The organism is Streptomyces sp. NPDC088246 (assembly GCF_044741025.1).
In the GTDB taxonomy this organism is placed as follows: domain Bacteria; phylum Actinomycetota; class Actinomycetes; order Streptomycetales; family Streptomycetaceae; genus Streptomyces.
Map to the genome: position 1 here is coordinate 38,512 of NZ_JBIURV010000030.1, position 26,076 is coordinate 64,587.

The following is a 26,076-nucleotide window of genomic DNA, read 5'->3' on the forward strand; positions in this document are numbered from 1 at the left end:
CTTCCTTGATCGTTGGTGGGGGAGTGGAAGGCGGTGCGCGGGTGAGCTCGGGAGGGTTCGAGCTGCCCCCAGGTGACACAGGTCACGAGGGGGACTCAACCGATGCCCCGCCCGGGGCGGTCTCACTTGCGCAGCCCATGGAGATCGGCGCGGAACTGGACTGGGGAGCGGACGCCTGGAGCGAGGTGCGCACGCGCGCCCAGCGGGCCGGGCGTGCCTATATCTGGCTGAATCTCGTGGAGCAGCGGCTGCGCGCCGTGGTCGCCGCGGTGCTCCGGCCCATCTACGAGCCGGTCCACGGCGAGGACTGGGTGGTGGCCGCCGCCGGACCCGCCGGGCAGGAGTGGGTGCAGCGCGCCGTCGCCGTACGTGAGGTCTCCCGTCGCAAGGGCTATCTGCTGGACCCGGCCGACGACAACGTTCTCAGCTTCCTCACGCTGCCGCAGCTGCGTGAGCTGATGGTCCAGCACTGGCCGTGCTTCGAGCCGTACTTCGACGACCGGCGCGAGGTGGAGCTGGCGCTCGACGAGCTGGAGGTCGCCCGCAATGTCGTCTCCCGCAACCGCGCCCTGAACGAGGCGGTCCTCGCCCAGGCCGAGCGCGCCTCGGCCCGGCTCCTGGAGATCCTGGGCAGCGGCGCCGCGGTCCCGTCGGCCGACCGGCTCCCGGTCGACGCCGTCGAGGAGCTGGTCGGCGACCGGTACGCGGACGTGGTCTCCGTCCACTCCGACCGGGTGCGGCTCCAGCGCCAGCTGCCCGCCGAGGATCTCTTCGGGGGTTCGCGCCGGCTCGACGCGATCGGCATAGGACTCAACCTGCTCGTGCAGAACTTCTCCGGCCGCAGGCTGATCCGGCTCGCCGAGTCGGGCTGCCGGGTCCGGCTGCTCTTCATCAACCCGGCGAGCAGCGCGGTCAAGCGCCGGGAGCGGGAGCTGGGTCTCAAGAAGGGTGAGCTGAGCCGGTCGGTGGAGATGAACATCCTCCACATGCGCCGGGTCCGCTCCAAGCTCCGCGATCCGGGCGCCTTCGAGATCCATGTCTTCGACGAGACGCCGCGCTTCACGGCCTATCTGGTGGACGGCGACGGGGCGGACGCGGTCGGGGTCGTCCAGCCGTATCTGCGGCGCGCACGCGGGATGGAGGCGCCCGTGCTGGTGCTGCGGGGCGGGGGGCGTGCGGTGGTCCGGGCGGGTCAGGACAACGAGCACGGGCTGTTCGAGACGTACCGCGAGGAATTCGAGTCGGTCTGGACGGATTCCAGGCCCGTCTCCTGAGGGGCTGTTCCTGAGGGGCTGTCCGTCCGTTGTCAGTGGTGCGTGCGAGGGTGGTCATCACCTGGGGGAGAGCACCACGAAGGAGGTACGGGATGAGCTGGCACCGGGAGGCGCTGGTCGGCTTCGACCTGGAGACGACGGGCACAGAACCGCTGGAGGCCCGGATCGTGACAGCCGCGGTCGTCGGCGTCCGCGGCAGGGACGGGGAGCCGGTGCGGCAGCGCACCTGGCTGGCGGATCCGGGCATCCGGATTCCGGCACAGGCCTCGGCGATCCACGGCATCAGCAGCGAGCGGGCGGCGGCGGAGGGCCGGCCGGTGCGTGAGGTGGCCGACGAGATCGCCGAGACGCTCACCGGCTACTGGCGCCAGGGGGTGCCGGTCGTCGCGTACAACGCGGCTTTCGACCTGACGCTGCTGACGGCGGAATTGCGGCGGCACGGGCTGCCGTCGCTGAGCGAGCGGCTCGACGGGGCCGGGATCGGACCGGTCATCGACCCGTACACCATCGACCGGGCCGTCGACCGCTACCGCAAGGGCAAGCGCACCCTCGAAGCGGTCTGTGTCGAGTACGGCGTGGTGCACGGCGGTGCCCACGACGCGGGGGCGGATGCACTGGCCGCGGTCCGGGTGGCGTACGCGATAGCCGAGCGGCACGGCTCGGTGGCCGAGCTGACCGCCCCCGAGCTCCATGAGCGCCAGGTGGAGTGGTACGCGCAATGGGCTGCGGACTTCCAGCAGTTCCTGCGCCGCAAGGGCACGGCGGACGCGGTGATCGACGGCCACTGGCCACTGCGGGAGCCGGCCCGGGTGACCGGCTGAGAATTCGAGCCCGTTCGGCGCTTGCGGACATCCTTTGAGCCCGTCCGGGGCTTGAGGGCGCAGCGGCCACCGGGCGGCCCCGGTCAGCCGCGCCCTAGAACGGATACCACCGCACCGCCGTGTCACCGTCGCGCAGCGACGCCACCCGGCGGCGGAACTCCGCGAGCGCTTTCGGATTGGTCGGCGCGTGCTGGGACACCCACGCGCAGCTGGCCGTCTCCCGCGCCCCGCGCAGCACCGCGCAGCCGTCCCATTCGCGGACGTCCCAGCCGTACGTGGCGGTGAAGGCGTCGTACGCCTCGGCCGCCAGCCCGTACCGGTCCCGGGACAGCGCCAGCACCACCAGGTCGTGCTCGCGCAGATCCGCGGAGAAGGTCTCCAGATCGACCAGCACCGGCCCGTGCGGACCGACATGGACATTGCGCGGGAGGGCGTCGCCATGGATCGGCCCGGGCGGCAGATGGGGGGTCAGCGCGGCCGCGGCCGCCGCGAAGCCGTCGCGGCGCTCACGCAGATAGTCGGCGTCGGCCGGGTCGATCGCATCGCCCGCGAGCCGCAGCCAGCGCTCGACCCCGCCCAGCAGCTCACGGCGCGGAAGGGCGAAACCGTCCGGGACGGGCAGCGCGTGGACCAGGGTGAGCAGCCTCGCCAGATCCTGCGGCTCGGCAGGGCGTACGGCGTCGGGCAGCCGGTGCCAGAGCGTCACCGGGTGGCCCTCCACCAGCCGCGCCCCGGGCTCGGCGACCCGTACGGCGGGGACACCGGAGGCGGCCAGCCACTGAGCGACGGCCACCTCGCGCTCGGCCCGGTCCCGCAGTTCCGGGTTCTGCACGGCGTCGCGGCCGACCTTGACCACAAGGTCGTCCACGGCGAACACCGCGTTCTCACCCAGCGCGAGCAACTCCGCACCGCCGGACAGTCCGGCAGCGGTCAGCACCTCGCGCGCACGCATCTCGTTCATGGCTCCGATTTTCGCATCTGTGCAGGCCCGCTTGACGAACCGACGGACCGTCAGCACGATGACGAGGGCCACCTGAGCGGCCAGAACGGTATGAAACCGATCGAATGACGCAAGGGGGCGAATTCATGACATTGGCGAGTGCAACCGTACGATCCGGAAGGCACGGTCCGCCCGGAAGCCCGCACGACAAGCAGACCCGGCCGGTCAGCCGGAATGCCGGCACTTGGTTCCTGGTACTGCCCGCGCTGATCCCGATCCTGATCCTCAGCGTCGGCCCGCTCCTCTACGGCATCGCGCTGGCTTTCACCGATGCCCAGTCCGGCCGCACCCGCTCCACCCAGTGGGTCGGCGGGCTGAATTTCCAGGACCTGCTCCACGACGCCCTGTTCTGGGACTCGTTCCGGATCGGTCTGCTGTGGGCGGTCGGCGTCACCGTCCCGCAGTTCGTACTGGCGCTCGGCCTCGCCCTGCTGCTCAACCAGAATCTGCGCATGCGCTGGCTGGCGCGGGCGCTGGCGATCATTCCGTGGGCGATGCCCGAGGTGGTCGTCGGCATCATGTGGCGGCTCGTCTACAACCCGGACGCGGGCATCCTCAACGAGACGATCCGTGATCTCGGCCTCGGCGACGGCCGGGACTGGCTCACCGGACTCGCCACCGCCCTGCCCGCCGTGGTCGTCGTGGGCGTCTGGGCCGGCATGCCCCAGACCACCGTCGCCCTCCTGGCCGGACTGCAGAACACCCCGCACGAACTCCACGAGGCGGCCGCCCTGGACGGCGCGGGTGCCTGGCGCCGCTTCCGCACCGTCACCTGGCCCGTGCTCAGACCGGTCGCGCTCTCCATCACCGCGCTCAACTTCATCTGGAACTTCAACTCCTTCGCCCTGGTCTACGTACTGACCAACGGAGGACCCGGCGGCCGCACCCGGCTGCCGATGCTCTTCGCGTACGAAGAGGCCTTCCGCTACGGGCAGTTCGGCTACGCCGCAGCGATGGGCTGTGTGATGGTCGCGGTGATCTCGGTGATCCTCGCGGTGTATCTCGTCGGCCGGCTCAGGGGAGGCGAGGACCGGTGAGCCTGCGTACCAGCAGATCCGCACGCGCCGGACAGTACGTCGCACTGCTCGGCTATCTCGTCTTTCTGGCGTTCCCGTTCCTGTGGCTGATCTCCACCGCCTTCAAGCCGGCGCGCGAACTGGGTTCCCTGCACCCGACCTGGATCCCCGAGCATCCGACACTGGACAACTTCCACAAGGCATTCGACGAACAGCCGCTGCTCCAGGCCGCCGCCAATTCGCTGATCGCCGCGCTCTGCGCCGCCGTCGTCGCGGTGCTCATCGCCACACCCATGGCCTATGTCATGGCCCGCCACCGCTCCAGGCTCTCGACGGCCACCACCGGATGGGTCGTGGTCAGCCAGGCGTTCCCGTTCGTCCTGCTGATCATTCCGCTCTTCCTGGTCCTGAAGAATCTCCATCTGATCAACACCCTGTGGGGGCTGATCGCGGTGTACGTCGTCTGGGCTCTGCCCTTCGCGCTGTGGATGCTGGTGGGGTACGTACGGGCCGTGCCCGCCGAGCTCGAAGAGGCCGCCTCGGTCGACGGCGCGGGCCGGCTGCGGACGCTCGTCTCGGTCACCGCCCCGCTGCTGGCCCCCGGCATCGTCGCCACCGCACTCTTCGCGTTCATCACCGCATGGAACGAGTTCTTCTTCGCACTCGTCCTGCTCAAGACACCGGAGAAGCAGACCTTGCCGGTCGTACTGACCCACTTCATCGGGGCGGAGGGCGCGGCCGATCTCGGGCCGCTCGCCGCCGCCGCGTTCCTCGCGACCCTTCCCTCGCTGGTCGTCTTCGCGGTCATCCAGCGGCGGATCACCGGCTCCCTGCTGGCCGGGGCGGTGAAGAGCTGATGCGCGCATCCGTGAGGACGACGGCGGCTGCCGTGGCCACGTCAATGGCTCTGCTGCTCACCGGCTGTTCGGGGACGGGCGACGGCGGGGGCGGCAACGGGCGAACCGAGCTCAGCTTCCAGTCGCTGGCCTGGCAGAAGGAGTCCGTCGACGCCAACAAGCAACTGGTGAAGGAGTGGAACGAAACCCACCCCGACATCCATGTCAACTACGTCCAGGGCAGCTGGGACACCGTCCACGACCAACTGCTCACCTCCTTCGAGGGCGACGAGGCGCCGGATGTCATCCATGACGCCTCCGACGACCTCGCCGACTTCGCGTACGGCGGCTACCTCGCCGATCTGCGGACGCTCCTGCCGGACCGGCTGACCTCCGACATCCCGCAACAGAGCTGGCGGACGACCACCTTCGGCGACGGGGTCTACGGAGTGCCGTTCCTCCAGGAGCCCCGTGTCCTGATCGCCAACACCAAGATCCTCAAGGAGTCGGGGGTCCGTATTCCGACGCCCGGCAACCCCTGGAGCTGGACCGAGTTCCGGCAGATCACCAAGGAGCTGACGGGCAAGGGGAGATACGGCGTCGCCTGGCCGCTCAAGGAGCCCGTCTCCGTCACCCTCAACCTCGGCCTCTCCGCCGGCGGCCGGCTCTTCCACCCGGGCGCCGACGGCAAGGTGACCATCCGTGCCGGCGAGGGCGACCAGGTCGTCCCCGGCACCATTCACGATCAGGTCGACATCGATCACAGCGCCGCCCGCACCACGCTCGGAATGGGCGGCTCCGACACCCTCCCCGGATTCTTCGGCGGCAAGTACGCGATGGTTCCGCTCGGCTTCTCGTACCGCCAACAGGTGGTCGAGCAGGCCCCCGAGGGCTTCGAGTGGACCGTCCTGCCCGCCCCGGCCGGCAGCGGGGGCCTCGCCCAGGGGGTGAGTCCGCAGACCCTCTCCGTCTCGGAGGCCAGCCCGCACAAGAAGGAGGCCGCGCGGTTCATCGACTTCCTGCTCCGGCCGCAGAACATGGTGCGCCTGGCCAAGGGCGACTGGATGCTCCCGACCGGCACCGCGGCCCTCGCGGACCCGGCCCTGCACACCGACAAGGACGGCTGGTCGACCGGGGTCGCCGTGGCGAAGGCGCTGCGGCCGGCGCCCGCCCAGTCAGTCCGCGGCTACCCGGAATGGAAGGACAAGGTCGCCACACCGGCCCTCCAGGAGTACTACAGCGGGGCGATCGGCGCGAAAGAGCTGAGGAAACGTCTGGTCGACGACGGGAACCGGGTGCTGGCCCGCTATCAGCGCTGAGGTATCCCGAAAACCAAATGCACGAGACGTCTCGTCTCGCCTACGGTGAGGGCATGACGGATACCGAGCGCGCCCATATCGCCATGTTCTCCATCGCCGCCCACGGGCACGTGAACCCGAGCCTGGAAGTCATCCGGGAGCTCGTCGCCCGTGGGCACCGCGTCAGTTACGCCATCCCGGCCTCGTTCGCCGAGAAGGTCGCCGCCACCGGCGCCGAACCGGTGCTCTACACCTCGGTGCTGCCGACCGAAGAGGCCCCGGACGCCTGGGGCACCGAACTCATCGACAACCTCGAACCCTTCCTCGACGACGCCGTCCAGGCCCTGCCTCAACTCATCAAGGCCTTCGACGGGGACGAGCCCGACCTCGTCCTGCACGACATCACCTCCTACCCGGCGCGGGTCCTCGCCCATCGCTGGGGTGTGCCCGCCGTCTCCCTCTCGCCCAACCTGGTCGCCTGGGACGGATACGAGGAGGAGGTCGGCGAGCCGATGACCGCCGAGCTGAAGCGGTCCGAGCGCGGGCGGGCGTACTACCGGCGCTTCCAGGACTGGCTCACCGCGAACGGGATCGACGAGCACCCGGACCCGTTCGTCGGCCGGCCGCCGCGGTCGGTCGTCCTGATCCCCGAGGTGCTCCAGCCGAACGCCGACCGCGTCGACAGGGCGGTCCACACATTCGTGGGTGCCTGCCAGGGCGACCGCGCGGACCAGGGGGAGTGGCAGCGCCCCGAGGGTGCCGAGACGGTGCTGCTGGTCTCGCTCGGCTCGGCCTTCACCAACCAGCCCGGTTTCTACCGCGACTGCGTCACGGCCTTCGGCTCTCTGCCCGGCTGGCACGTCGTGCTCCAGATCGGCGCCTGGGTCGACGCCGCCGAACTCGGCGACGTACCGGCCAATGTGGAGGTGCATTCCTGGGTGCCGCAGCTCTCGGTGCTGAAGCAGGCGGACGCTTTCATCACCCATGCGGGCGCCGGAGGCAGTCAGGAGGGGCTCGCCACCGCCACCCCGATGGTTGCCGTGCCGCAGGCCGTCGACCAGTTCGGCAACGCCGACATGCTCCAGGCGCTCGGCGTCGCCCGCCATCTCCCGATGGCGGAGGTGACCCCCGAGTCGCTGCGGGCGGCCGTGCTCGGCCTGGTGCGTGACCCCGAGGTGGCGAAGAGGGCCGCAGCCGTGCGGGAGCGGATGGCGGGGGAGGGCGGCACGAAGGGGGCGGCCGACCTCATCGAGGCCGAACTGCCCGCCTGACGGATGGGGCGGAATCAAGTCGTCTCCTCGCCCACCCGGGTGCGCCGGCGGGGTCCGCCTTCCCTCTTGCGAAGTGCGCGGGTCGCTGCTGCGGGAGCGGCAAGCCCCGTACGTGTGACGGATGCTGCCTCGACTGTGCCCGACTTGGCTGCAGCTGGCCGGTTTCTTGGACCGACCGGCACATGGGGGGCGGCGTCGCGGGGCTGGGCACGCACATCTGCGGCTCCGCGTTGCTTCCCTCCTCCGCCTTGCAGCTGCACGCACCCAGCCCCGCTCCCACCCCCCATTTGCCGGTCGGTCTTATTGCGAAACCTTGTTGAGTAAGTCACAGCCGCATGAAGGTCTTGATCTGAGCGCGTCAATCGGCGAGGGTTTCGAGCCAACCCCCGGAGATCTCCCGGCCGGGGGTCAATCCCCCCACAAAGAATGACGAGGAGACCCCTCTTCATGGCAATTCACAAGCGCGCACGTCGGATCAAGCTGACCGCGGCGATAACCGCAGTGGCCGCGGCGGCCGGAGTCACCCTGCTGGGCACCTCCCTCGCCGGAGCCGCACCGGCTCCCGCGATGGGCACCGTCTACGGTGCCGACGCGGCGACCGCCGTCCCGGGCAGCTACATCGTGATGCTGGACCAGAAGGCCGACAAGGCGAAGCTCGCCAAGGAGTACGGCGGCAAGCTCGAGCGGAACTACAACTCCGCCATCAACGGCTTCTCCGCCAGCGGCCTTTCACCGACCGAGGCCAAGCGTCTGGCGGCCGACCCGGCCGTCTCCAAGGTCGTCCAGAACAAGAAGTTCCACATCGACGCCACCCAGGACAACCCGCCGTCCTGGGGGCTGGACCGCATCGACCAGACCGAGACGGCCGGCGACAACGCGTACACCTACCCGGACAGCGCGGGCGAGGGCGTCACCGCATACGTCATCGACACCGGTGTCCGTACCACGCACAACGAGTTCGAGGGCCGGGCCGCCTCGGGCTACGACGCCGTCGACAACGACGACAGCGCCGACGACGGCAACGGCCACGGCACCCACGTTGCGGGCACCATTGCCGGTGCGACCTACGGGGTCGCCAAGAAGGCGAAGATCGTCGCCGTCCGGGTCCTCGACGACTCCGGCTCGGGCACCACCGAGCAGGTCGTCGCGGGCATCGACTGGGTCACGGCCAACCACGAGGGCCCCTCGGTCGCCAACATGAGCCTCGGCGGCGGCGCGGACGAGGCGCTCGACGCCGCGGTCCAGAAGGCCATCGCCTCCGGGGTCACCTTCGCGGTGGCCGCCGGAAACGACTCGGCCGACGCGAGCGAGAGCTCCCCGGCCCGCGTCCCGGAGGCCATCACGGTCGCCTCGTCCACGGTGGACGACGAGCAGTCGTCGTTCTCCAACTACGGCTCGATCGTGGACATCTACGCCCCCGGATCCGGCATCACCTCGTCCTGGAACGACAGCGACGACGGCTCCAACACCATCTCCGGCACGTCCATGGCGACCCCGCACGTCGTCGGTGCCGCCGCCGTCCTCCTCTCCGGACACCCGGACGCCACCCCGGCGGAGGTCGCCGCGGCGCTGACCGGAGGAGCCACCCCCGACGCGATCTCCAACGCGACCGAGGGCACACCGAACAAGCTGCTGAAGGTCGTTGAGTAACCGACCCCCGCAGCCGTGACCGGGCGGCAGACGCCCGGCGCGACGCAATCGGCGGCCGCCGCGCCTTCCCCCACGGGGCGCGGCGGCCGCACTGCGTGGACGGATCGTCCTATGGTGTGCGCATGACGATGTACGCGGCGCTGTTGCGCGGGATCAATGTGAGCGGCCACAAGAAGGTTCCGATGGCCGAACTCCGCACGCTGCTCACCGAAATCGGCCACGGGGACGTCCGTACCCACCTGCAGAGCGGCAACGCCGTCTTCAGCAGCGCGTCGGACGACGAGAACGCACTCGCCGCCGAGTTGGAGCGGGCCATCGAGAAGCGGTTCGGCTTCCCCGTCCCCTGCCTGGTCCGGGACGGCGCCTACCTCGCGGCAGTTGCCGCGGCCTGCCCGTTCCCGGCCGCCGAACTCGAAGGAAAGCAGCTGCACATCACCTACTACGGGCAGCCGGTCGACGCCGACCGCTTCGCCGGGGTCGACCCGGCGGCCTTCCTCCCCGAGGAGTTCCGGCTCGGCGACCGCGCGCTCTACCTCTACGCCCCCGACGGACTGGGCCGTTCCAGACTCGCCGATGCCCTCTCCCGGCCGTCCCTCACCAAAGGCGTCATCGCCACCTCGCGCAACTGGAACACCGTGGTCAAGCTGGTGGAGATGACCGCGCCGACGGGTACCGCGAACGAGGGAGCCCGCACGTGAGCGAACCGTCCCCCGGCGTGGCCGCAGCGGTGGAGGGCGAGCTCCGCCTCCTCGACCCGGTGGTACGCGCCTGTGCCGAGCTCCTCTCCCAGGTGCTGCACCCCGAGTACCGCGAGATCGATTCCGCAGGCCGGGTCTGGGACCGTGCCACGATGATCGCCTCGCTCACCGCCGAGAACGCCCCGCGCCCCGGCCCGCTCACCGCATCCCGGATGTGCGGAGTCCAGCTGGACGACGAATGCGTCCACCTCACCTACGACACCGAGACGAAGGGCCACCTCGCCCACCGAAGTTCGCTGTGGCGACTGACCGGCACGGGCTGGGTGCTCTACTTCCACCAGGCCACGCCGTTCGGCGACATCGCGAACGCCGGTCCGGACGCCGACGGATGAACCCGTTCAGCGACGGGTGACGCGCTGCGCCCGCGCCGTCCACCGGCCGTCCGTACGGGAGATCCGCACCGGATGTCCGAAGCAGTCGCTGACCTGATCGGTGGTCAGTACCTCGTCGGCCCGGCCCGATGCCACACACCGGCCGCCCTGCAGCAGCATCGCATGCGTGGTCGAGGCGGGCAGCTCCTCCAGATGGTGTGTGACCAGGACCGTCGCCAGCCCCGGATGTTCCTCTCGCAGCGTGTCCAGACTGTCGAGCAACTGCTCACGGGCGGCAAGATCGAGCCCCGTGGCCGGCTCGTCGAGCAGTAGCAGCCTCGGTTGCGGCATCAGGGCGCGGGCGATGAGCGTACGGCCGCGCTCACCCTGTGAGAGCGCGGGCCAGCGCGACCGGGTCCTGCCGCCCATGCCGAGCGTCTTCAGGAGCCGATCCGCCTGTGCCCGCTGTTCCTGGCTCGCGGACCAGCGCGGCACCGGCTCGACCGAGTTGGTCAGACCGGTCAGCACCACCTCGTGCACCGACAGCGGCGAACGCAGCGGATGGCGGGGATCGACATGACCGAGCAGCGACCGGAGCTCCCGCAGATCGACCCGCCCGAGGGTTCGCCCCAGCACCTCGACCGAGCCCCTGGTGGGGTGGTTGACCGCGCCGAGCAGCCCCAGCAGCGTGCTCTTTCCCGCCCCGTTCGCACCGAGCAGGGCCCAGTGCTCACCGCTGCGTACGGTCAGGGAGACCGAGTCGAGCAGGACATTGCCCTCCCGGACGAGCGAGACACCCTCGGCCCGGATCACCGGGACGGCGGCGGGGGAACCGGAAGCACCGGCCGGGGCGGGAACAGCGGCGGTGGTACGTGTGGTCACGCGCGGGTACTCCTTCATACGGGTGCGAGCGCCTCCAGGCAGCTCATGTCCTCGGCGGACAGCCGGATCTCCCGCGCCCCCAGGTTCTCCGCCAGATGGACGGGCGAACCGGTGCCCGGAGTCGGGCACAGCGCAGGGGAGCGGTGCAGCAGCCAGGCGAGGGCGATCTGCCCACGGGTGGCACCGTGCCGATCGGCGGCACCGGCGAGCGCCGCAGCCGCCTCGCCGGTCAGAGCACCGTTGGCCAGTGGGAACCAGGGCAGAAAAGCCAGGTGGTGGGTCTCGCACACCTTCAGCACCGCGTCCGACGAACGGTCGAGGAGATTGAAGCGGTTCTGCACCGAGGCGATCCCGGTCAGGGAGAGAGCCTGCTCCAGCTGGTCGGCGGTGAGGGTGTCCAGACCGATGTACCGGATCTTACCCTCCTGCCGCAGCGCATCCAGGGTGCCCAGCTGGTCGGCCATGGGTACGTCCGGGTCCAGCCGGTGCAACTGGTAGAGGTCGATCCGGTCGGTCCGCAGCCGCCGCAGACTGGCCTCGCACATCGCCCGCAACTGCTCGGGACGGCCCGCGATGTGCCAGGCACTGCCGCTTGTGCGCACCACACCGCCCTTGGTCGCGATCACCAGATCCTCGCGGTACGGGTGAAGGGCCTCGGCCACCAGCTCCTCGGCCAGCCCGGGGCCGTAATTGTCGGCGGTGTCGATGAGCGTGACACCCTGCTCGACGGCCGCCCGCAGCACGGCCACGGCGTCCTGCCGCTCCCCGCGCGGCCCCCAGTATCCGGGGCCGGTCAGCTGGGCGGTGCCGTAGCCGAGACGGCGTACGGGCAGCTCGCCGCCGAGCAGGAACACATCATCGAGAGGGGGTGGCATGGAAGACATAACGGGAACACTAGTGGCAATCGACGCCACGACTTCTCGTCCTGTACCGAGGTGTTGCCCACTCTTCGGGGATCGGCGTTCTCACCTGTGAGGCTGCGGAACGGGGGGCTGGGATGCGTTACATCATCGTCGGGGCGGGTGCCGTCGGCGGCGTCATCGGGGGACGGCCGGCCGAGGCGGGCCACGATCGCCAGGGCCGGCAGGATCCGCTTCGAGCCGTTCGACGGGTGCCCGCGTGGCGCCGGTTCGTCCTGGCAGAGCCTCAGCCGGGGCACGGGCACGATCGAGGCCGACTGCCTCGACGGCGAGATCGTGCTGCTCGGCAGGCTCCACGGCGTACCCGCTCCGGTCAATGACGTCCTGCGGCGCACCGCGAACATGTTCGCGCTCAAGCGCCGGGATCCCGGCTCGATGTCCGTGGCCGAACTTGTCGCACACGTCGAAGCCGCCTTCCGAAGCGCGGGTCCGGGCCGCCGTCGCCTTTCTTCAATACCGGCGGCAGGGACCCGTCCTAGCGTAGGGCTTATGAAGAACGAGCACGCTCATATGACCGAATGCGCTGCAGAGGCGGCCCGTATCGCCCGCTCCATCAGTGCCGAACAGCTCGACGTACCCACCACACCCTGCGGCGACTGGGACCTGCGCGGACTCATCAACCACTGGGTGCTGTACACCTCCCACGGCCTGGAGCACCGCGCCCTGCGCAAGGACCTCCCCGACGAGCTCACCACCCGTGACTTCACCGCCGACGCCGACTGGGCGCAGAAGTACGCGGCGCAACTGGATCGCGCCGTCGCCGCCTGGTCGGATCCGGCGGTCTGGGAGGGCGAGATCGACCTCGGGGGTTCGACCTCTCCGGCCTCCGAGATCGCCGCGATGCTCATCGAGGAGACGGCCCTGCACACCTGGGACGTGGCCCGCGCCGTCGGAGCGGACGTCCGGCTCTCCGACGCGGCGGCCGCCTATGTCCTCGATGTCGTCGACGGTACCGCCGCGCTCTACCGGCAGTACGACGGCTTCGCCGACGAGGTGACGGTGCCCGCATCGGCGTCGGCGTTCGAACGGGCGCTGGCCCACAGCGGCCGCGACCCGCACTGGACCAGGGCCTGAAAGTGGCCCAGTTGACCGGACGGTGAATGGCCCGGGCCAGTAAGCCAATAGGTGGCTAGGCTCGACGCATGACCACTCACCGCACCCCGGACACGGGCAGGACCGCCGTCGATTTCTACTTCGACCCGGCCTGCCCGTTCGCCTGGATCACCTCCCGCTGGATGCTGGAGGTGGAGCAGCAGCGCGACATCGAGCTCCGCTTCCACGTCATGAGCCTCTACCTGCACAACATCGGCAATGAACTCCCCGACTGGTACCGGGAACTGGTCGACAAGTCGATCGGTCCGGTGCGGGTCGCGGTCGCGGCAGCCGCCGACCGCGGTGATGCTGTGCTCCGCGATCTCTACACCGCGATGGGCAGCCGCATCCACCAGCAGAAGAACGAGGACTTCGACGAAGTGATCGCCGAATCCCTCGCGGAGCTCGGTCTGCCCGCCGCACTGGGTGCCGCCGCGCACGGTGAGACGTACGACGAGGCCCTGCGGCGCAGCCACGACGCCGGCAAGGATCCGGAGGCGGACGCCTACGTCGGTACGCCCACGATCCATGTCGACGGCTCGGTCTGGTTCGGGCCGGTCCTGCGGGCCGTACCGCGTGGCGAGGAGGCGGCGCGGGTCTTCGACAGCTTCCGGGTACTTGCCGCGAATCCGGACCTCTTCGAACTCAAGCGGACCCGCACGGGCAGCCTCGACTTCGGCTGACTGCGACCTTCTGTACCGGGCACGTACAGCCATTGATCCGATGATTCTTGTGAAAGTGAGGGCAAGGGGCGGGAATCCTGCAACAAGCGTTGACCGATCCACGTCAACCCTCCTACCTTTCTCGTGCCTGACGAGACTGATCCCAAGGAGGGAAGATGCTCGTACCCCGACGAGCCGCGCTTGTCGCGGCTCTCTCCGCGGTCCTGGCGCTCGGCGTTCCCGGCAGCCTGACCGCGGCCGGAGCCGACTCGGCCCACGCGCACCCTGCGGATGTGTATGTGTCCCCCATGGGTGACGACCACGCGCAGGGCGTCGCCCGACACCCCGTCAAGACCCTTCAGCGTGCGCGTGATCTGGCGCGCGCGAGGGCCGCGCATGCAGACGGCGACCTCACCGTCCACCTCGCCTCCGGTACGTACCGGACGGAGAAGCCGCTCGTCCTCGACGCCCGGGACTCCGGCCGCGACGGCCACAGGATCATCTGGCAGGGGACCGGATCCACGGTCATCAGTGGCGGCCGCAAGGTCGAAGGCTGGAAGCCGGTCCATGGGCGTCCCGGGCTCTACTCGGCCCCTGCGCCCCAAGGTCTCACCGACACCCGGCAGTTGTACATCGACGGAGTGCGCGCCCAGCGCGCACGGGGCGAGGTGCCCGTCGGGCTGACGGTCACACCCACCGGGTACACCACAACCGCGGACACCCTCGCGAACTGGCGCCATCCGTCCGACGCCGAATTCGTCTACTCGAGCGGCGAGGAGCTCTGGAACGTCGAACGCAACGGCCTCGGCCAGTGGACCGAACCGCGCTGCCGGATCGCCGAGGCCGAGGGCACCACCCTCACCATGGTCCAGCCGTGCTGGGACAACTCCAACAAGCGTGTGGAGTTTCCCGACATTCCGGGCCGCACCGTCTCCATGGTCGGCCCCGGCCGTCTCACCAACGGCGGCAAGGCCTCGTACATCGAGAACGCCTATGAGCTCCTGGACCAGCCGGGCGAGTGGTACCTCGACCGCTCGGCCCGCACCGTCTACTACCTGCCGCGCAAGGGCGAGGACCTGCGCCGTGCGGACGTCGAGGCGGCCTCGGCCGAGAAACTCCTCGACGGCCGTGGCACCGCCGCGGCACCCGTCCACGATGTCGTCTTCCGCGGGCTGCAGTTCAGCTATGCGACCTGGCTGACCCCGTCGCGGCCCGAGGGCTTCTCCGAGATCCAGGCCGGCTACACCATTACCGGACCCACCGGCTGGGCCACTCAAGGATTGTGCGGGTTCGTCGAAGGCGGCACCTGCCCGTTCGCCTCCTGGACCAAGATGCCGGGCAATGTCTCCTTCACGTACGGCAAGCGCATCGAATTCAGCGACAGCGTGTTCACGCATCTGGGCGCAGCCGGACTCGAACTCGGGGCCGGTACGGCCGACACCCGGGTCAGTGGCAGCATCTTCACCGACATCTCGGGCAACGGTCTGGAGATCGGCGGTGTGGACGGTCAAACGGCCGCCAGTGGCGTGGAAGTGACGAACAACCATCTCTATGGACTGCCCCGCGAGTATCACGGAGCGGTCGGCATCCTCAACGGCTACACCCAGCACAACACCATCGCGCACAACCAGCTCGACCATCTCGGTTACAGCGCGATATCCATGGGCTGGGGAGGCTGGCCCGACAAGATCGGCTCACCGGCGACGCCCAACCCCAGCCATGACAACGTCGTGAGCGACAACCTCATCTTCGACTACATGCAGATGTTCGACGATGGTGGTGGCATCTACACCCAGGGCATGACCGGCACATCGCTCGCCGACGGTGAGAAGGTCACCGGCAATGTCATCCACGACCAGTGGGGCCTGGGCAAGAGCGTCTACACCGACAACGGCTGCACCTACGAGACCGTCGAGGGCAATGTGCTGTACGGAGCCTCGTACGCCAATGTCGCCAGCCGCCACACCGACTACCGCGACGCGCTCGGCAACAACGACCCGACGCTCATCAAGGACAACTGGTGGGAGGAGGGCACGAGCGACGGCGACAACAAGGGGCTGGTGACCACCGGCAACCGCATCATGACCTCCCTCGCCGACGTGCCCGCCGCGATTGTCGACAACGCCGGGGTGGAGCCCGCGTACCGGGGGATTCTCACGCGCAGGACCGGGGCGCTCTCCGTACCCGAGGCGCCGTCACGGGTCGGTACCAGCACTGCGGGGGCCGGCGCCCTGTACACCACCTTCAACCCCAGCTTCGTAGAGGGTGGTTCGGCAGTTCTCAGTTACACCGCGCATGCCCTGCGCCTGGATGGGACGGAGGTGGCTGCGTCGACCGCATCGGCCGCCGACTACAAGCGGCTGGCCTACATCCGGATCGGCGGACTCCCCGAGGACGGCGGACCTTTCACCGTCATCGTCACCGCTGCCAACGCGCAGGGCGCGAGTGCCCCGTCCCTCGCCTCCGCTCCGCTCCTGCCTACGGCGGCCACGGTGCCGGCCGACGCCCCCACCGGGCCGAAGCTGCGCACTGCGGCCCACGCCGCGACCGTGGCGTGGACCCCGCCCGTGAAGATGGGTGACGCCAAGGTGATCGGCTACCGGCTGACGCTCTCCGACGGCCGGACCATCGAGGTCACCGGGCGGGACGCCCTGGTCGGCCAGCCCTCGGGCAAGGGCATGTTCCGGGTGATCGGCGGGCTGACCCCCAGTACCGGCTACACCGTCACGGTTGCCGCTGTCACCGCAGCGGGGGCCGGTCCGGCAGCCACGGTCACGGCGACGACCAAGGCCGGTTAGACGGACTCCGAGTGGGCGCCGGGCATCCCGCGGCGCCCACTTCGGGCCGGTCAGGCGGTGAGTGCCGCCAGGCGCGGCAGGCACGCCTCGTGATAGCGGCGGAGCAGCAGCTGTGCCAACTCCGCTGAAGAGCCCAGCACGTCGGCCAGTACATCCGCCCCCGCCTCCCGGGCGCCCGCGGCGATACGGTCCGGGAGCCGGCCGGGTGCGATGACGTAAGGGGCCACCGCCACCCGCCGCACGCCCTCGGCCCGCAGGGCCTGTACCGCGTCCACGGTGCGGGGGAAACCCGCGGGAGATGCAGCGGAGGCGAACGCAGGCCGCACGGCGCACCAACCGGTGTGCCGCAGCTCCCGCGCGATTTCAGCGATCACTGCGATCGCCTCCGGGTCTGTGGAGCCCGCCGAGGCCAGGACGAGCCCGGTCGAGCTTCGGTCACCGGGACGGACCCCGGCCTCGTACAGCCGCCGTTCCAGTGCCGAATTCAGCAGGGGTGACGGGCCGAGCACCTCTGCCTGCCGGATGCGCAGCCGAGGCAGTCCGGCCCGGGCCTCGTGCAGCACCGTGGGGATGTCGGACTTGGCGTGGAAGGCCCGGGTGAGCAGCAGGGGGAGCGCGATGACGTCCCCCGCGTCTTCTGCGGCCAGCCGCTCCAACACCCTCGGGATCGACGGCGCGTTGAAATCCAGGAAACCGGTCTCCACGCGCAGCCCCGGCCGCAGCGACCGAACCCGCGCGGTGAGCGCGTGCACGGTCGCCGCATGCCGCGGGTCGCGGCTGCCGTGGGCGATGACGAGGAGGACCGGGGCGGACATGGCGTGGCTCAGTTCTTGACGAGGAGACCGCGGCTGCGCAGCACCCACCGCTCCAGCGGACTGAAGATCAGCAGGTCGATCGCGATGCCCACGAACAGAATCAGGATGATGGCGAGGAAGATGCCGGGCATGTCCGCGTTGTTGCGGCCGTTCTCCAGCAACTGACCGAGCCCCAGGCCGAGATCGGGGGAGGACGCGATGATCTCGGCGGCCATCAGTGAGCGCCAGGAGAACGCCCAGCCCTGCTTGAGACCGGCCAGATAGCCGGGCAGCGCGGCCGGCAGCACGATGTGCCAGGTCCCGCGCAGCCCGGTCGCGCCGAGCGTACGGCCCGCCCTCAGGAAGAGCGGCGGCACCTGGTCGACGCCGGAGACCAGCCCGTTGGCGACCGAGGGGACGGCGCCCAGCAGGATCACGGCGTACATCATCTTGTCGTTCAGCCCGAGCCAGATCACGGCCGGTGCCACCCAGGCGACCGACGGCAGGGACTGCAGCCCGGACAGGATCGGGCCGATCGCGGCCCGTACGAACGTCACCCGGGCGACCAGCAGACCCAGCGGCGTACCGATGGCCACAGCCAGCAGGAAGCCGAGCAGACCGCGCGAGATGCTGGTCCAGACGACCTCCAGCAGTGTCCCCTGCAGCCACATGTCCAACGCGCTGTGCCACACCGCGGCCGGTGAGGGCAGCTTGTAGTCGTCGGTGACCTGGGCCTCGACGAGCAGCTGCCAGACGAAGACCACCAGCGCCACCGCAAGCACCGGCGGCAGCACCTTGCGCAGCAGCACCTCGCGCACCGGGGTGCGGCGCACCTGCACGGCGTCCAGCGCGTCGAGCCCGGCCTCCAGACCGGCCAGATCGTCGGGCTTCGTGTCAGTGCTGGCCATGACGGCGGATCTCCCCACGCAGTTGTTCGGTGATCTCGACGGACAGCTCCGCGACCGCGCTGTCCTCGATACGGCGCGGCTGCTCGATGTCGACCGTCCACTCACGGGCGATCCTGCCGGGGCGGGACGACAGCAGGACGACGCGCTCGGCGAGCCGCACCGCCTCGCGCACATTGTGTGTGACGAAGAGGACCGAGACGTTCGTCTCGCGCCAGATCCGGGTCAGCTCGTCGTGCAGCACATCCCGGGTGATGGCGTCGAGCGCGGCGAACGGCTCGTCCATCAGCAGCAGTTGACTGTCCTGGGCGAGGGCGCGGGCCATTGCCACCCGCTGCCGCATCCCGCCCGAGAGTTCATGCACACGCTTGCCGTACGCCCCGCCCAGCCGTACGAGTTCCAGCAGCCGCTCCGCCTCCGTGCGGCGCTCCGACCTGGGTACGCCGCGCAGCCGCAGCGCGAGTTCGATGTTCTTGCCCGCGGTCAGCCACGGGAACAGGGCGTGCTCCTGGAACATCAGGGCCGGCCGCCCGCCGGGGGTCTCGATGGACCCCGCGGTCGGGCGGTCGAGTCCGGCCACCAGATTGAGCAGCGTCGACTTCCCGCATCCGGAGGCTCCCAGGAGGGTGACGAACTCGCCCGGTGCGACATCGAGCGTGATGTCGTCCAGGACGGGCTGCTGCCCCTCCGGTCCGCCGAAGGACTTGGAGACATGTGCGATACGGGCGGCGTGCCCGACCGCTGTACGGTCCTCGGCCTTGGTGAGGGTGGTCGCCATGGTCGTCACCTCCTGGGAATCCTGGGTTCGGGTTCGGGCGGTTTGGACCGGCCGGCAAATGAGGAGGCGTCGCCCCCGTGTGACGGTCGGTCCTACTTGACGCCGAGACCGGCATCGGCGACCTCGGGCTTGCCCGCGGCTTTCAGGACCTTGTTCAGCGGCTTCAGGTCGTAGATGCCGGTCAGGTCCGGCTTCTCCAGCAGACCGGCCTTCACCGCGTGCTCGGCCTGCGCGTTCAGCGTGGCGGCCAGCGGGTCATCGGTGATCTGGATCGACTTCCACGCCGGGTCGAGGACCTCGGCGGGCAGCGCCTTGCCGGTCAGCTTCGCGAGCGCGGCGTTGGCGGAGGCCTTCGCCTTGTCCGGGTTGGCGTTGATCCACGCGTTGGTCTTCACCGAACCGCGCAGCACCGCCTCGACGACATCCGGGTGCTCGCTCAGGAACTTCTGCGACACGATGATGTTCGTGATCACGAACTTGTTGTCCGGCCACAGCGTCGACTCGTCGAGCAGTTCCTCGGCACCCTCGGCGACCAGCTTGGACGCGGTGGGCTCGGGGACCCAGGCGCCGTCGATGGAACCGGACTTGTAGGCATCCGGCGTCACCTTGTTGTCCGTACGGACCACCGAGACGTCGCCCTTGCCGCTCTGGGCGTCGGCCTTCCAGCCCTTCTCGGAGATCCAGTTGAGGAAGGCCACGTCCTGCGTGTTGCCGAGCTGCGGGGTGGCGATCTTCTTGCCCTTGAGGTCGTCCAGGGTCTTGATCCTCTTCGGGTTCACGACCAGCTTCACCCCGCCGGAGGCGGAGCCGCCGATGATCCGCAGGTTCTTGCCCTTGGACTTGGTGAAACCGTTGATGGAGGGCGACGGGCCGATGAAGCCGATGTCGATCGAGCCGGCGTTGAGCGCCTCGATCTCGGAAGGACCCGCGTTGAACTGCGAGGTCTTGAGCCGGGTGCCGCCGAGTTCCTTCTGGAAGAGCCCCTCCTGGTCGCCGACCAGCGCGGTGGCGTGCGTGAGATTGGGGAAGTAGCCGATCCGCACGGTGTCGGTGGAGAGCTTCTTCGCGTCGGCGGCGACGTCCGACTTCCTGGAGTCGTCGTCCTTAGCCTCGGAGCCGTAGCCGCAGGCGGTGAGCGCCACGGCGAGCAGCGGCAGGGCGGCGGCAGCGGCGAGGCTGCGGCGGAGCGTGGTACGGGGGGCAGGCACGGGAGGTCATCCTCTCGTCGGCCCGGTGATCGCGTCCCCCCGGAAACTATGGGGACGCGGCCGGGAAGTCGGCAGGTCTTCGTCTGAACCGGCAGTGCAGGCGGTGCGGTTGGTGCAAGCGGGCGCGCAGGCAGTGCGCGTACGTCATCGCGCACATCGCGCGACCCCGCCCTGGCCGCTGCCGAGGGCGCCGCTGCCGACGCGGCCGCCCTCCTTCGCGAAAGTGGAGTAGATGTCGATACTCATCAGAAGTCCCATTCGGCGTCGTCGGTGGCCGCGGACTCGGGCTCGGCCACGGCGGCGAACGAGGCACCGGCCATGCCGGCCGTCAGCGTGGTGCCGTCCGCCGGGTCGATCAGGAGGAAGGAACCGGTGCGCCGGGAGTCCGCGTACGCGTCGAGTGCCAGCGGCTCCGCGGTGCGGACGACGACCCGGCCGATGTCATTGGCGACGAGCCGGCCGGGCGCCGGGTGCTGGGAGAGATCGTCCAGCGTGAGGCGCGAGGGGATGTCCTTGACGATCGCCTTGACCGTGCGGGTGGTGTGCTTGAGCAGCACCCGCCGGCCCACCGTGAGCGGCTGGTCCGCGACATGGCAGACGGTCGCCTCGACGTCCCTGGTGACCGCCGGTGCGTCGTCGGCCGGGGCGATCAGATCACCGCGCGAGATGTCGATGTCGTCGGCCAGCCGGATCGTCACCGACTGGGGCGCCCAGGCGATATCGACGCTCTCGCCGAGCGCGTCGATCGCGGTGACCGTCGACGTACGGCCCGAGGGCAGGACGGTGACGGCCTCGCCCACGCGGAAGGCACCGGCCGCGATCTGGCCCGCGTAGCCCCGGTAGTCCGGGTGCTCGGCGGTCTGCGGCCGGATGACGTACTGGACGGGGAAGCGGGCGTGGCAGGCGGTGAGGTCATGGCTGACCGGCACCGTCTCCAGGTGTTCCAGGACCGTCGGGCCGCCGTACCAGTCCATGTGCGCGGACGGTTCCACGACGTTGTCACCGGCCAGCGCGGAGATCGGGATCGCGGTACACCAGTTTTCCTGGGGGTCCCCCCCAGACCCCCAGCCCGGGACGCCGAGGGATGCGGCGTACGCGGTGAACTCCTCGGCGATGGCGGCGAACACGGGCTCCGCGTAATCGACCAGGTCCATCTTGTTGACGGCCAGTACCACATGCGGCACCCGCAGCAGCGCGGCGACCGCGGCATGGCGGCGGGTCTGCTCGACGACACCGTTGCGGGCGTCGACCAGGACGACGGCCAGCTCGGCCGTCGAGGCCCCCGTCACCATGTTCCGGGTGTACTGCACATGCCCCGGGGTGTCGGCCAGGATGAACCGGCGTCGCGGCGTCGCGAAGTAGCGGTAGGCGACATCGATGGTGATGCCCTGCTCGCGCTCGGCCCGCAGCCCGTCGGTCAGCAGCGCCAGGTCGGGCGTCTCCTGGCCCCGGCTGCGCGAGGCGTGCTCGACGGCCTCCAGCTGGTCGGTGAGGACCGACTTGGAGTCGTGCAGAAGACGTCCCACGAGGGTGGACTTGCCGTCGTCGACGGACCCCGCGGTGGCGAACCGCAGCAGGGTGGTGGCCGACAACTGCTCCGTGTGCTGGGTGAGTGTGGTCATTTAGAAGTACCCCTCGCGCTTACGGTCTTCCATCGCGGCCTCGGACATCTTGTCGTCGGCACGCGTCGCACCCCGCTCGGTGAGCCGGGAGGCGGCGATCTCGGTGATCACGGCGTCCAGCGTCGTCGCATCCGAGTCGACGGCGCCGGTGCACGACATGTCGCCGACCGTGCGGTAGCGCACCTGCCGGGTCTCGACCCGCTCGCCCTCCTTGGGGCCGCCCCAGTCGCCCGCGGTCAGCCACATGCCGGAGCGGTTGAAGACCTCGCGCTCATGGGCGAAGTAGATCTCCGGAAGCTCGATTCCCTCCCGGGCGATGTACTGCCAGACGTCCAGCTCGGTCCAGTTGGAGATCGGGAAGACCCGGACGTGCTCACCGGGGGCGTGCCGGCCGTTGTACAGCTGCCACAGCTCGGGGCGCTGGCGGCGCGGATCCCACTGGGAGAACTCGTCGCGCAGCGAGAAGACCCGCTCCTTGGCGCGCGCCTTCTCCTCGTCACGGCGCCCGCCGCCGAACACGGCGTCGAAGCGGTGCTGCTGGATCGCCTCGGTCAGCGGCACGGTCTGCAGCGGGTTACGGGTGCCGTCCGGGCGTTCGCGGAGCTTTCCGGCGTCGATGTACTCCTGCACGGAGGCGACATGGAGCCGCAGCCCGTGCCGGGCCACCGTCCGGTCGCGGTACTCCAGCACCTCGGGGAAGTTGTGCCCGGTGTCCACGTGCAGCAGCGTGAACGGCACCGGCGCGGGCGCGAACGCCTTGAGCGCCAGATGCAGCATCACGATGGAGTCCTTGCCGCCGGAGAACAGGATCACCGGCCGCTCGAACTCGCCCGCCACCTCGCGGAAGATGTGTACGGCCTCGGACTCCAGGGAGTCCAGGTGGCTGAGTGCGTACGGATTGCCGGTGCCTTCCGACACGGTCGCGACGGTCGTCACGCCGCCCCCCTCTCGCTCAGCAGCGCATACAGCTCCGCCGCGGACTCCTGCACGGTCTGCCGGTGCGACTCGATCCGCAGATCCGGCGACTCGGGCGCCTCGTACGGGTCGTCGACCCCGGTGAGCCCGCTGATCTCGCCGGCTGCCTGCTTGGCGTAGAGGCCCTTCACATCGCGTACGGAGCACACCTCGACCGGAGTCGCGACATGCACCTCCAGATACGCGGTGCCCTCGGCCCGGTGCCGCTTGCGTACCGCGTCCCGGCTGTCCGCGTACGGGGCGATGACCGGGACCAGCACCTTCACGCCGTTGGCTGCCAGCAGCTCGGCGACGAAGCCGATCCGCTGGACGTTGGTGTGGCGGTCCTCGCGGGAGAAGCCGAGACCCGCGGAGAGGAACTCCCGGATCTCGTCGCCGTCGAGCACTTCCACGCGGTGGCCCTCGCCGCGCAGCCGCCCGGCGAGTTCGTACGCGATGGTGGTCTTGCCCGCGCTCGGCAGACCGGTCAGCCAGATGGTGGCTCCCGTCTCCGTCACGCTCATCGAAGTCTCCTGATCAGTCGTCATCAGCCGTGCAGCCCGCACTCGGTCTTGCCCCGGCCGGCCCAGCGTCCGGCACGTGCGTCCTCGCCCTCCAGCACCCGGCGGGTGCAGGGCGCGCAGCCCACGGAGGCGTATCCGTCCATCAGCAGCGGGTTGGTGAGAACGCCGTGCTCGGCCACGTACGCGTCGACGTCGTCCTGCGTCCAGCGGGCGATCGGCGAGATCTTCACCTTCTGCCGCTTCTCGTCCCAGCCGACGACCGGGGTGTTCGCCCGGGTGGGGGACTCGTCGCGGCGCAGCCCGGTTGCCCAGGCCGCGTACGAAGTCAGGCCCTCCTCAAGGGGCTTGACCTTCCGCAACTTGCAGCACAGGTCCGGGTCGCGGTCGTGCAGCTTCGGTCCGTACTCGGTGTCCTGCTCGGCCACGGACCGGCGCGGAGTCAGCGTGATGACGTTGACGTCCATCACGGCCTCGACCGCGTCGCGGGTGCCGATCGTCTCGGGGAAGTGGTAGCCGGTGTCGAGGAAGACCACGTCCACACCCGGAAAGGCGCGCGAGGCGAGGTGGGCGACGACGGCGTCCTCCATGGACGAGGTGACACAGAACTTCCTGCCGAAGGTGTCGGCGGCCCATTGGAGGATCTCCGGCGCGGAGGCGGCCTCCAGCTCCCGGACTGCCCGCCCGGCCAGTTCCTTCAGCTCCTCGACGGTGCGTTCTTCCGCCTGAGCGCCTGTCATATCCCGTCCCGTTCAACGTCGTTACGCTGCAGCCCCCGGGTCAGCAGACCCAGGAACTTCAGCTGGAACGCGCGGTTGCAGGAGGCGCATTCCCAGGCGCCGTGTCCGGTCTCGTGCGGGCGCAGGTCCTCGTCACCGCAGTAAGGGCAGTAGAACGGGGCGGCGCGTTCGCTCATGACAGCGACTCCGCACTGGCACGCGCCGCCCAGGTCGCGAACCGCTCGCCGTCCTCACGTTCCTCCTGGAAGCGGCCCAGGACCCGCTCGACATAGTCGGGCAGTTCGGCCGAAGTGACCTTCAGGCCACGGACCTTCCTGCCGAACCCGGCCTCCAGGCCGAGGGCACCGCCCAGGTGCACCTGGTAGCCCTCGACCTGGTTGCCGTCGGCGTCCAGGACGAGCTGCCCCTTGAGGCCGATGTCCGCGGTCTGGATGCGGGCGCAGGCGTTGGGGCAGCCGTTGATGTTGATGGTGAGCGGCTCGTCGAACTCCGGCAGGCGGCGCTCCAGTTCGTCGATCAGCGAGGCGCCGCGCGCCTTCGTCTCGACGATCGCCAGCTTGCAGAACTCGATGCCGGTGCAGGCCATCGTGCCCCGCCGGAACGGAGAGGGCTTCACCTGGAAGTCGAGCGCTTCGAGGCCGGCGACCAGGGAGTCCACCTGGTCCTGCTCCACATCGAGGATGAGCATCTTCTGCTCGACGGTGGTGCGCAGCCGGTCCGAGCCGTGGGCGGCCGCCAGGTCGGCGATCTTGGCCAGGGTGGAGCCGTCCACACGGCCGACCCGGGGTGCGAAGCCGAGGTAGAACCGGCCGTCCTTCTGCTGGTGGACGCCGATGTGGTCGCGCCAGCGGCTGCTGGGCTCCGCGGGTGCGGGCCCGTCGATGAGCGGACGCTTCAGGTACTCGTCCTCCAGTACCTGGCGGAACTTCGCCGGGCCCCAGTCGGCCATCAGGAACTTCAGGCGGGCGCGGGTGCGCAGCCGGCGGTACCCGTAGTCACGGAAGATGCCGACGACCCCGGCCCAGACGTCCGGCACCTCCTGGAGAGGCACCCAGGCGCCCAGCCGCTCGGCGAGACGAGGGTTGGTGGAGAGCCCGCCACCGACCCAGACGTCGAAGCCCGGGCCGTGCTCGGGGTGGACGACGCCGACGAACGCGATGTCGTTGATCTCGTGCACCACGTCCTGCACCGGCGAGCCGGAGACCGCGGTCTTGAACTTGCGCGGCAGGTTCGAGAATTCCTTGTTGCCGATGTAGCGCTCGTGGATCTCGTCGACCGCCGGCGTCCCGTCGATGATCTCGTCGGCGGCGATCCCGGCCACCGGGGAGCCGATGATCACGCGGGGGCAGTCGCCGCATGCCTCGGTGGTGGAGAGCCCGACGGCCTCCAGCTTCTCCCAGATCGCCGGGACGTCCTCGATGCGGATCCAGTGCAGCTGGATGTTCTGCCGGTCGGTGATGTCTGCGGTGCCGCGCGCGTACTCCTGCGAGATCTCGCCGATGACCCGCAGCTGCTCGGTGGTCAGCCGGCCGCCGTCGATCCGGACCCGCAGCATGAAGTACGTGTCGTCCAGCTCCTCGGGCTCCAGGATCGCGGTCTTGCCGCCGTCGATCCCGGGCTTGCGCTGGGTGTAGAGGCCCCACCAGCGCATGCGTCCACGGAGGTCGTTGGGGTCGATCGAGTCGAAACCGCGCTTGGAGTAGATCGTCTCAATGCGTGTCCGCACATTGAGACCGTCGTCGTCCTTCTTGAACTGCTCATTGCCGTTGAGCGGAGTGTGGTGCCCCACGGCCCACTGGCCTTCGCCACGGTGGCGTCCGGCCTTGCGGCGGGGTGTGGTGGTCGCAGGCTGTTCCGGGGTAGCGGCCATGACGGTACGTCCTTCGGGACTGCAGGAGGGCGGCTCTGAACTGCACACTCGCGCTGAGGCGCGGCGGTGCGCAGGGTATGCAGAGAAAAGAGGAT

25 protein-coding genes and 1 pseudogene are annotated in these 26,076 nt (G+C 69.7%); 13 read left to right on the top strand and 13 right to left on the bottom strand.

Features of this window, described 5'->3' with window-relative positions:
• Positions 1-41: 41 nt before the first annotated feature.
• Both ACIPEK_RS32710 and ACIPEK_RS32715 read left to right on the top strand, forming a co-directional pair.
• The gene (locus ACIPEK_RS32710; RefSeq protein ID WP_327272196.1) at positions 42-1,274 is read left to right on the top strand and encodes an SAV2148 family HEPN domain-containing protein; all 1,233 of its coding nucleotides are present in this window, start codon (positions 42-44) and stop codon (positions 1,272-1,274) included.
• 92 nt (positions 1,275-1,366) lie between these two features.
• Entirely contained in the window at positions 1,367-2,095 is a 729-nt protein-coding gene (locus tag ACIPEK_RS32715; RefSeq protein ID WP_402003608.1) for a 3'-5' exonuclease, read from the top strand.
• Positions 2,096-2,189: 94 nt separating this feature from the next.
• Here the strand turns inward: ACIPEK_RS32715 and ACIPEK_RS32720 are convergent, their stop codons facing one another.
• Positions 2,190-3,056, bottom strand: a complete 867-nt coding sequence (locus tag ACIPEK_RS32720) for a phosphotransferase enzyme family protein (protein ID WP_402003611.1) — start codon at positions 3,054-3,056, stop codon at positions 2,190-2,192.
• Between the two features lie 125 nt (positions 3,057-3,181).
• Here ACIPEK_RS32720 and ACIPEK_RS32725 point away from each other — a divergent pair, with 125 nt between their 5' ends.
• From ACIPEK_RS32725 to ACIPEK_RS32755, 7 genes are all read left to right on the top strand, one after another.
• Positions 3,182-4,132, top strand: coding sequence for a carbohydrate ABC transporter permease (locus ACIPEK_RS32725; RefSeq protein WP_402003614.1), 951 nt, complete (start codon positions 3,182-3,184; stop codon positions 4,130-4,132).
• A complete protein-coding gene (locus tag ACIPEK_RS32730; RefSeq protein ID WP_402003616.1) occupies positions 4,129-4,968 on the top strand; it encodes a carbohydrate ABC transporter permease in 840 nt (279 codons plus the stop codon). Before ACIPEK_RS32725 ends, ACIPEK_RS32730 begins: the two co-directional genes overlap by 4 nt.
• Complete coding sequence (locus ACIPEK_RS32735; protein WP_402003619.1) at positions 4,968-6,266, top strand: ABC transporter substrate-binding protein; 1,299 nt, start codon at positions 4,968-4,970, stop codon at positions 6,264-6,266. Before ACIPEK_RS32730 ends, ACIPEK_RS32735 begins: the two co-directional genes overlap by 1 nt.
• 17 nt (positions 6,267-6,283) lie before the next feature.
• Entirely contained in the window at positions 6,284-7,516 is a 1,233-nt protein-coding gene (mgt, locus tag ACIPEK_RS32740; protein ID WP_402003622.1) for a macrolide-inactivating glycosyltransferase, read from the top strand.
• A gap of 447 nt (positions 7,517-7,963) precedes the next feature.
• On the top strand, positions 7,964-9,166 hold the full coding sequence (locus ACIPEK_RS32745; RefSeq protein WP_402003625.1) for a S8 family peptidase: 1,203 nt from the start codon (positions 7,964-7,966) through the stop codon (positions 9,164-9,166).
• A gap of 122 nt (positions 9,167-9,288) precedes the next feature.
• Complete coding sequence (locus ACIPEK_RS32750; protein ID WP_402003628.1) at positions 9,289-9,864, top strand: DUF1697 domain-containing protein; 576 nt, start codon at positions 9,289-9,291, stop codon at positions 9,862-9,864.
• Positions 9,861-10,256 (top strand): DUF4440 domain-containing protein, encoded by a 396-nt coding sequence (locus ACIPEK_RS32755; RefSeq protein WP_402003631.1) that lies wholly within the window; start codon positions 9,861-9,863, stop codon positions 10,254-10,256. Before ACIPEK_RS32750 ends, ACIPEK_RS32755 begins: the two co-directional genes overlap by 4 nt.
• A gap of 6 nt (positions 10,257-10,262) precedes the next feature.
• Here the strand turns inward: ACIPEK_RS32755 and ACIPEK_RS32760 are convergent, their stop codons facing one another.
• Together ACIPEK_RS32760 and ACIPEK_RS32765 are read right to left on the bottom strand one after the other, a co-directional pair.
• A complete protein-coding gene (locus tag ACIPEK_RS32760) occupies positions 10,263-11,048 on the bottom strand; it encodes an ABC transporter ATP-binding protein (protein ID WP_402003711.1) in 786 nt (261 codons plus the stop codon).
• Positions 11,049-11,131: 83 nt separating this feature from the next.
• Positions 11,132-11,992, bottom strand: a complete 861-nt coding sequence (locus ACIPEK_RS32765) for an aldo/keto reductase (protein WP_402003714.1) — start codon at positions 11,990-11,992, stop codon at positions 11,132-11,134.
• Positions 11,993-12,190: 198 nt separating this feature from the next.
• Here ACIPEK_RS32765 and ACIPEK_RS32770 point away from each other — a divergent pair.
• The 4 genes and pseudogenes from ACIPEK_RS32770 to ACIPEK_RS32785 form a co-directional block, all read left to right on the top strand.
• A pseudogene (locus ACIPEK_RS32770) lies at positions 12,191-12,451 on the top strand (ketopantoate reductase family protein); the annotation flags it as partial.
• A gap of 75 nt (positions 12,452-12,526) precedes the next feature.
• On the top strand, positions 12,527-13,111 hold the full coding sequence (locus ACIPEK_RS32775; RefSeq protein WP_402003717.1) for a TIGR03086 family metal-binding protein: 585 nt from the start codon (positions 12,527-12,529) through the stop codon (positions 13,109-13,111).
• Between the two features lie 68 nt (positions 13,112-13,179).
• Positions 13,180-13,812: a DsbA family protein gene (locus tag ACIPEK_RS32780; RefSeq protein WP_383078359.1), complete on the top strand. Its 633-nt coding sequence runs from the start codon at positions 13,180-13,182 to the stop codon at positions 13,810-13,812.
• Between the two features lie 155 nt (positions 13,813-13,967).
• Positions 13,968-16,589, top strand: a complete 2,622-nt coding sequence (locus tag ACIPEK_RS32785; protein WP_402003634.1) for a right-handed parallel beta-helix repeat-containing protein — start codon at positions 13,968-13,970, stop codon at positions 16,587-16,589.
• Between the two features lie 50 nt (positions 16,590-16,639).
• On the opposite strand, the gene ACIPEK_RS32790 is transcribed toward ACIPEK_RS32785, so the two are convergent.
• The 10 genes from ACIPEK_RS32790 to ACIPEK_RS32835 form a co-directional block, all read right to left on the bottom strand.
• Positions 16,640-17,404, bottom strand: a complete 765-nt coding sequence (locus tag ACIPEK_RS32790) for a sirohydrochlorin chelatase (RefSeq protein WP_402003637.1) — start codon at positions 17,402-17,404, stop codon at positions 16,640-16,642.
• Positions 17,405-17,412: 8 nt separating this feature from the next.
• The gene (locus ACIPEK_RS32795; protein WP_402003640.1) at positions 17,413-18,291 is read right to left on the bottom strand and encodes an ABC transporter permease; all 879 of its coding nucleotides are present in this window, start codon (positions 18,289-18,291) and stop codon (positions 17,413-17,415) included.
• The gene (locus ACIPEK_RS32800) at positions 18,278-19,066 is read right to left on the bottom strand and encodes an ABC transporter ATP-binding protein (protein WP_402003643.1); all 789 of its coding nucleotides are present in this window, start codon (positions 19,064-19,066) and stop codon (positions 18,278-18,280) included. Before ACIPEK_RS32800 ends, ACIPEK_RS32795 begins: the two co-directional genes overlap by 14 nt.
• 92 nt (positions 19,067-19,158) lie before the next feature.
• Positions 19,159-20,274, bottom strand: a complete 1,116-nt coding sequence (locus ACIPEK_RS32805) for an aliphatic sulfonate ABC transporter substrate-binding protein (protein ID WP_402003646.1) — start codon at positions 20,272-20,274, stop codon at positions 19,159-19,161.
• A gap of 245 nt (positions 20,275-20,519) precedes the next feature.
• Positions 20,520-21,896 (bottom strand): sulfate adenylyltransferase subunit 1, encoded by a 1,377-nt coding sequence (locus tag ACIPEK_RS32810; protein WP_402003649.1) that lies wholly within the window; start codon positions 21,894-21,896, stop codon positions 20,520-20,522.
• On the bottom strand, positions 21,897-22,832 hold the full coding sequence (cysD, locus tag ACIPEK_RS32815) for a sulfate adenylyltransferase subunit CysD (RefSeq protein WP_402003652.1): 936 nt from the start codon (positions 22,830-22,832) through the stop codon (positions 21,897-21,899). It abuts the gene before it with no gap.
• Positions 22,829-23,398, bottom strand: a complete 570-nt coding sequence (gene cysC / locus ACIPEK_RS32820; RefSeq protein WP_328886312.1) for an adenylyl-sulfate kinase — start codon at positions 23,396-23,398, stop codon at positions 22,829-22,831. The genes cysD and cysC overlap by 4 nt, the downstream gene beginning before the upstream one ends.
• On the bottom strand, positions 23,398-24,111 hold the full coding sequence (locus ACIPEK_RS32825) for a phosphoadenylyl-sulfate reductase (RefSeq protein ID WP_402003655.1): 714 nt from the start codon (positions 24,109-24,111) through the stop codon (positions 23,398-23,400). The genes cysC and ACIPEK_RS32825 overlap by 1 nt, the downstream gene beginning before the upstream one ends.
• On the bottom strand, positions 24,108-24,287 hold the full coding sequence (locus ACIPEK_RS32830; RefSeq protein ID WP_093895403.1) for a hypothetical protein: 180 nt from the start codon (positions 24,285-24,287) through the stop codon (positions 24,108-24,110). Before ACIPEK_RS32830 ends, ACIPEK_RS32825 begins: the two co-directional genes overlap by 4 nt.
• Positions 24,284-25,981 (bottom strand): nitrite/sulfite reductase, encoded by a 1,698-nt coding sequence (locus ACIPEK_RS32835; protein WP_402003657.1) that lies wholly within the window; start codon positions 25,979-25,981, stop codon positions 24,284-24,286. Before ACIPEK_RS32835 ends, ACIPEK_RS32830 begins: the two co-directional genes overlap by 4 nt.
• Between the last annotated feature and the right edge of the window lie 95 nt (positions 25,982-26,076).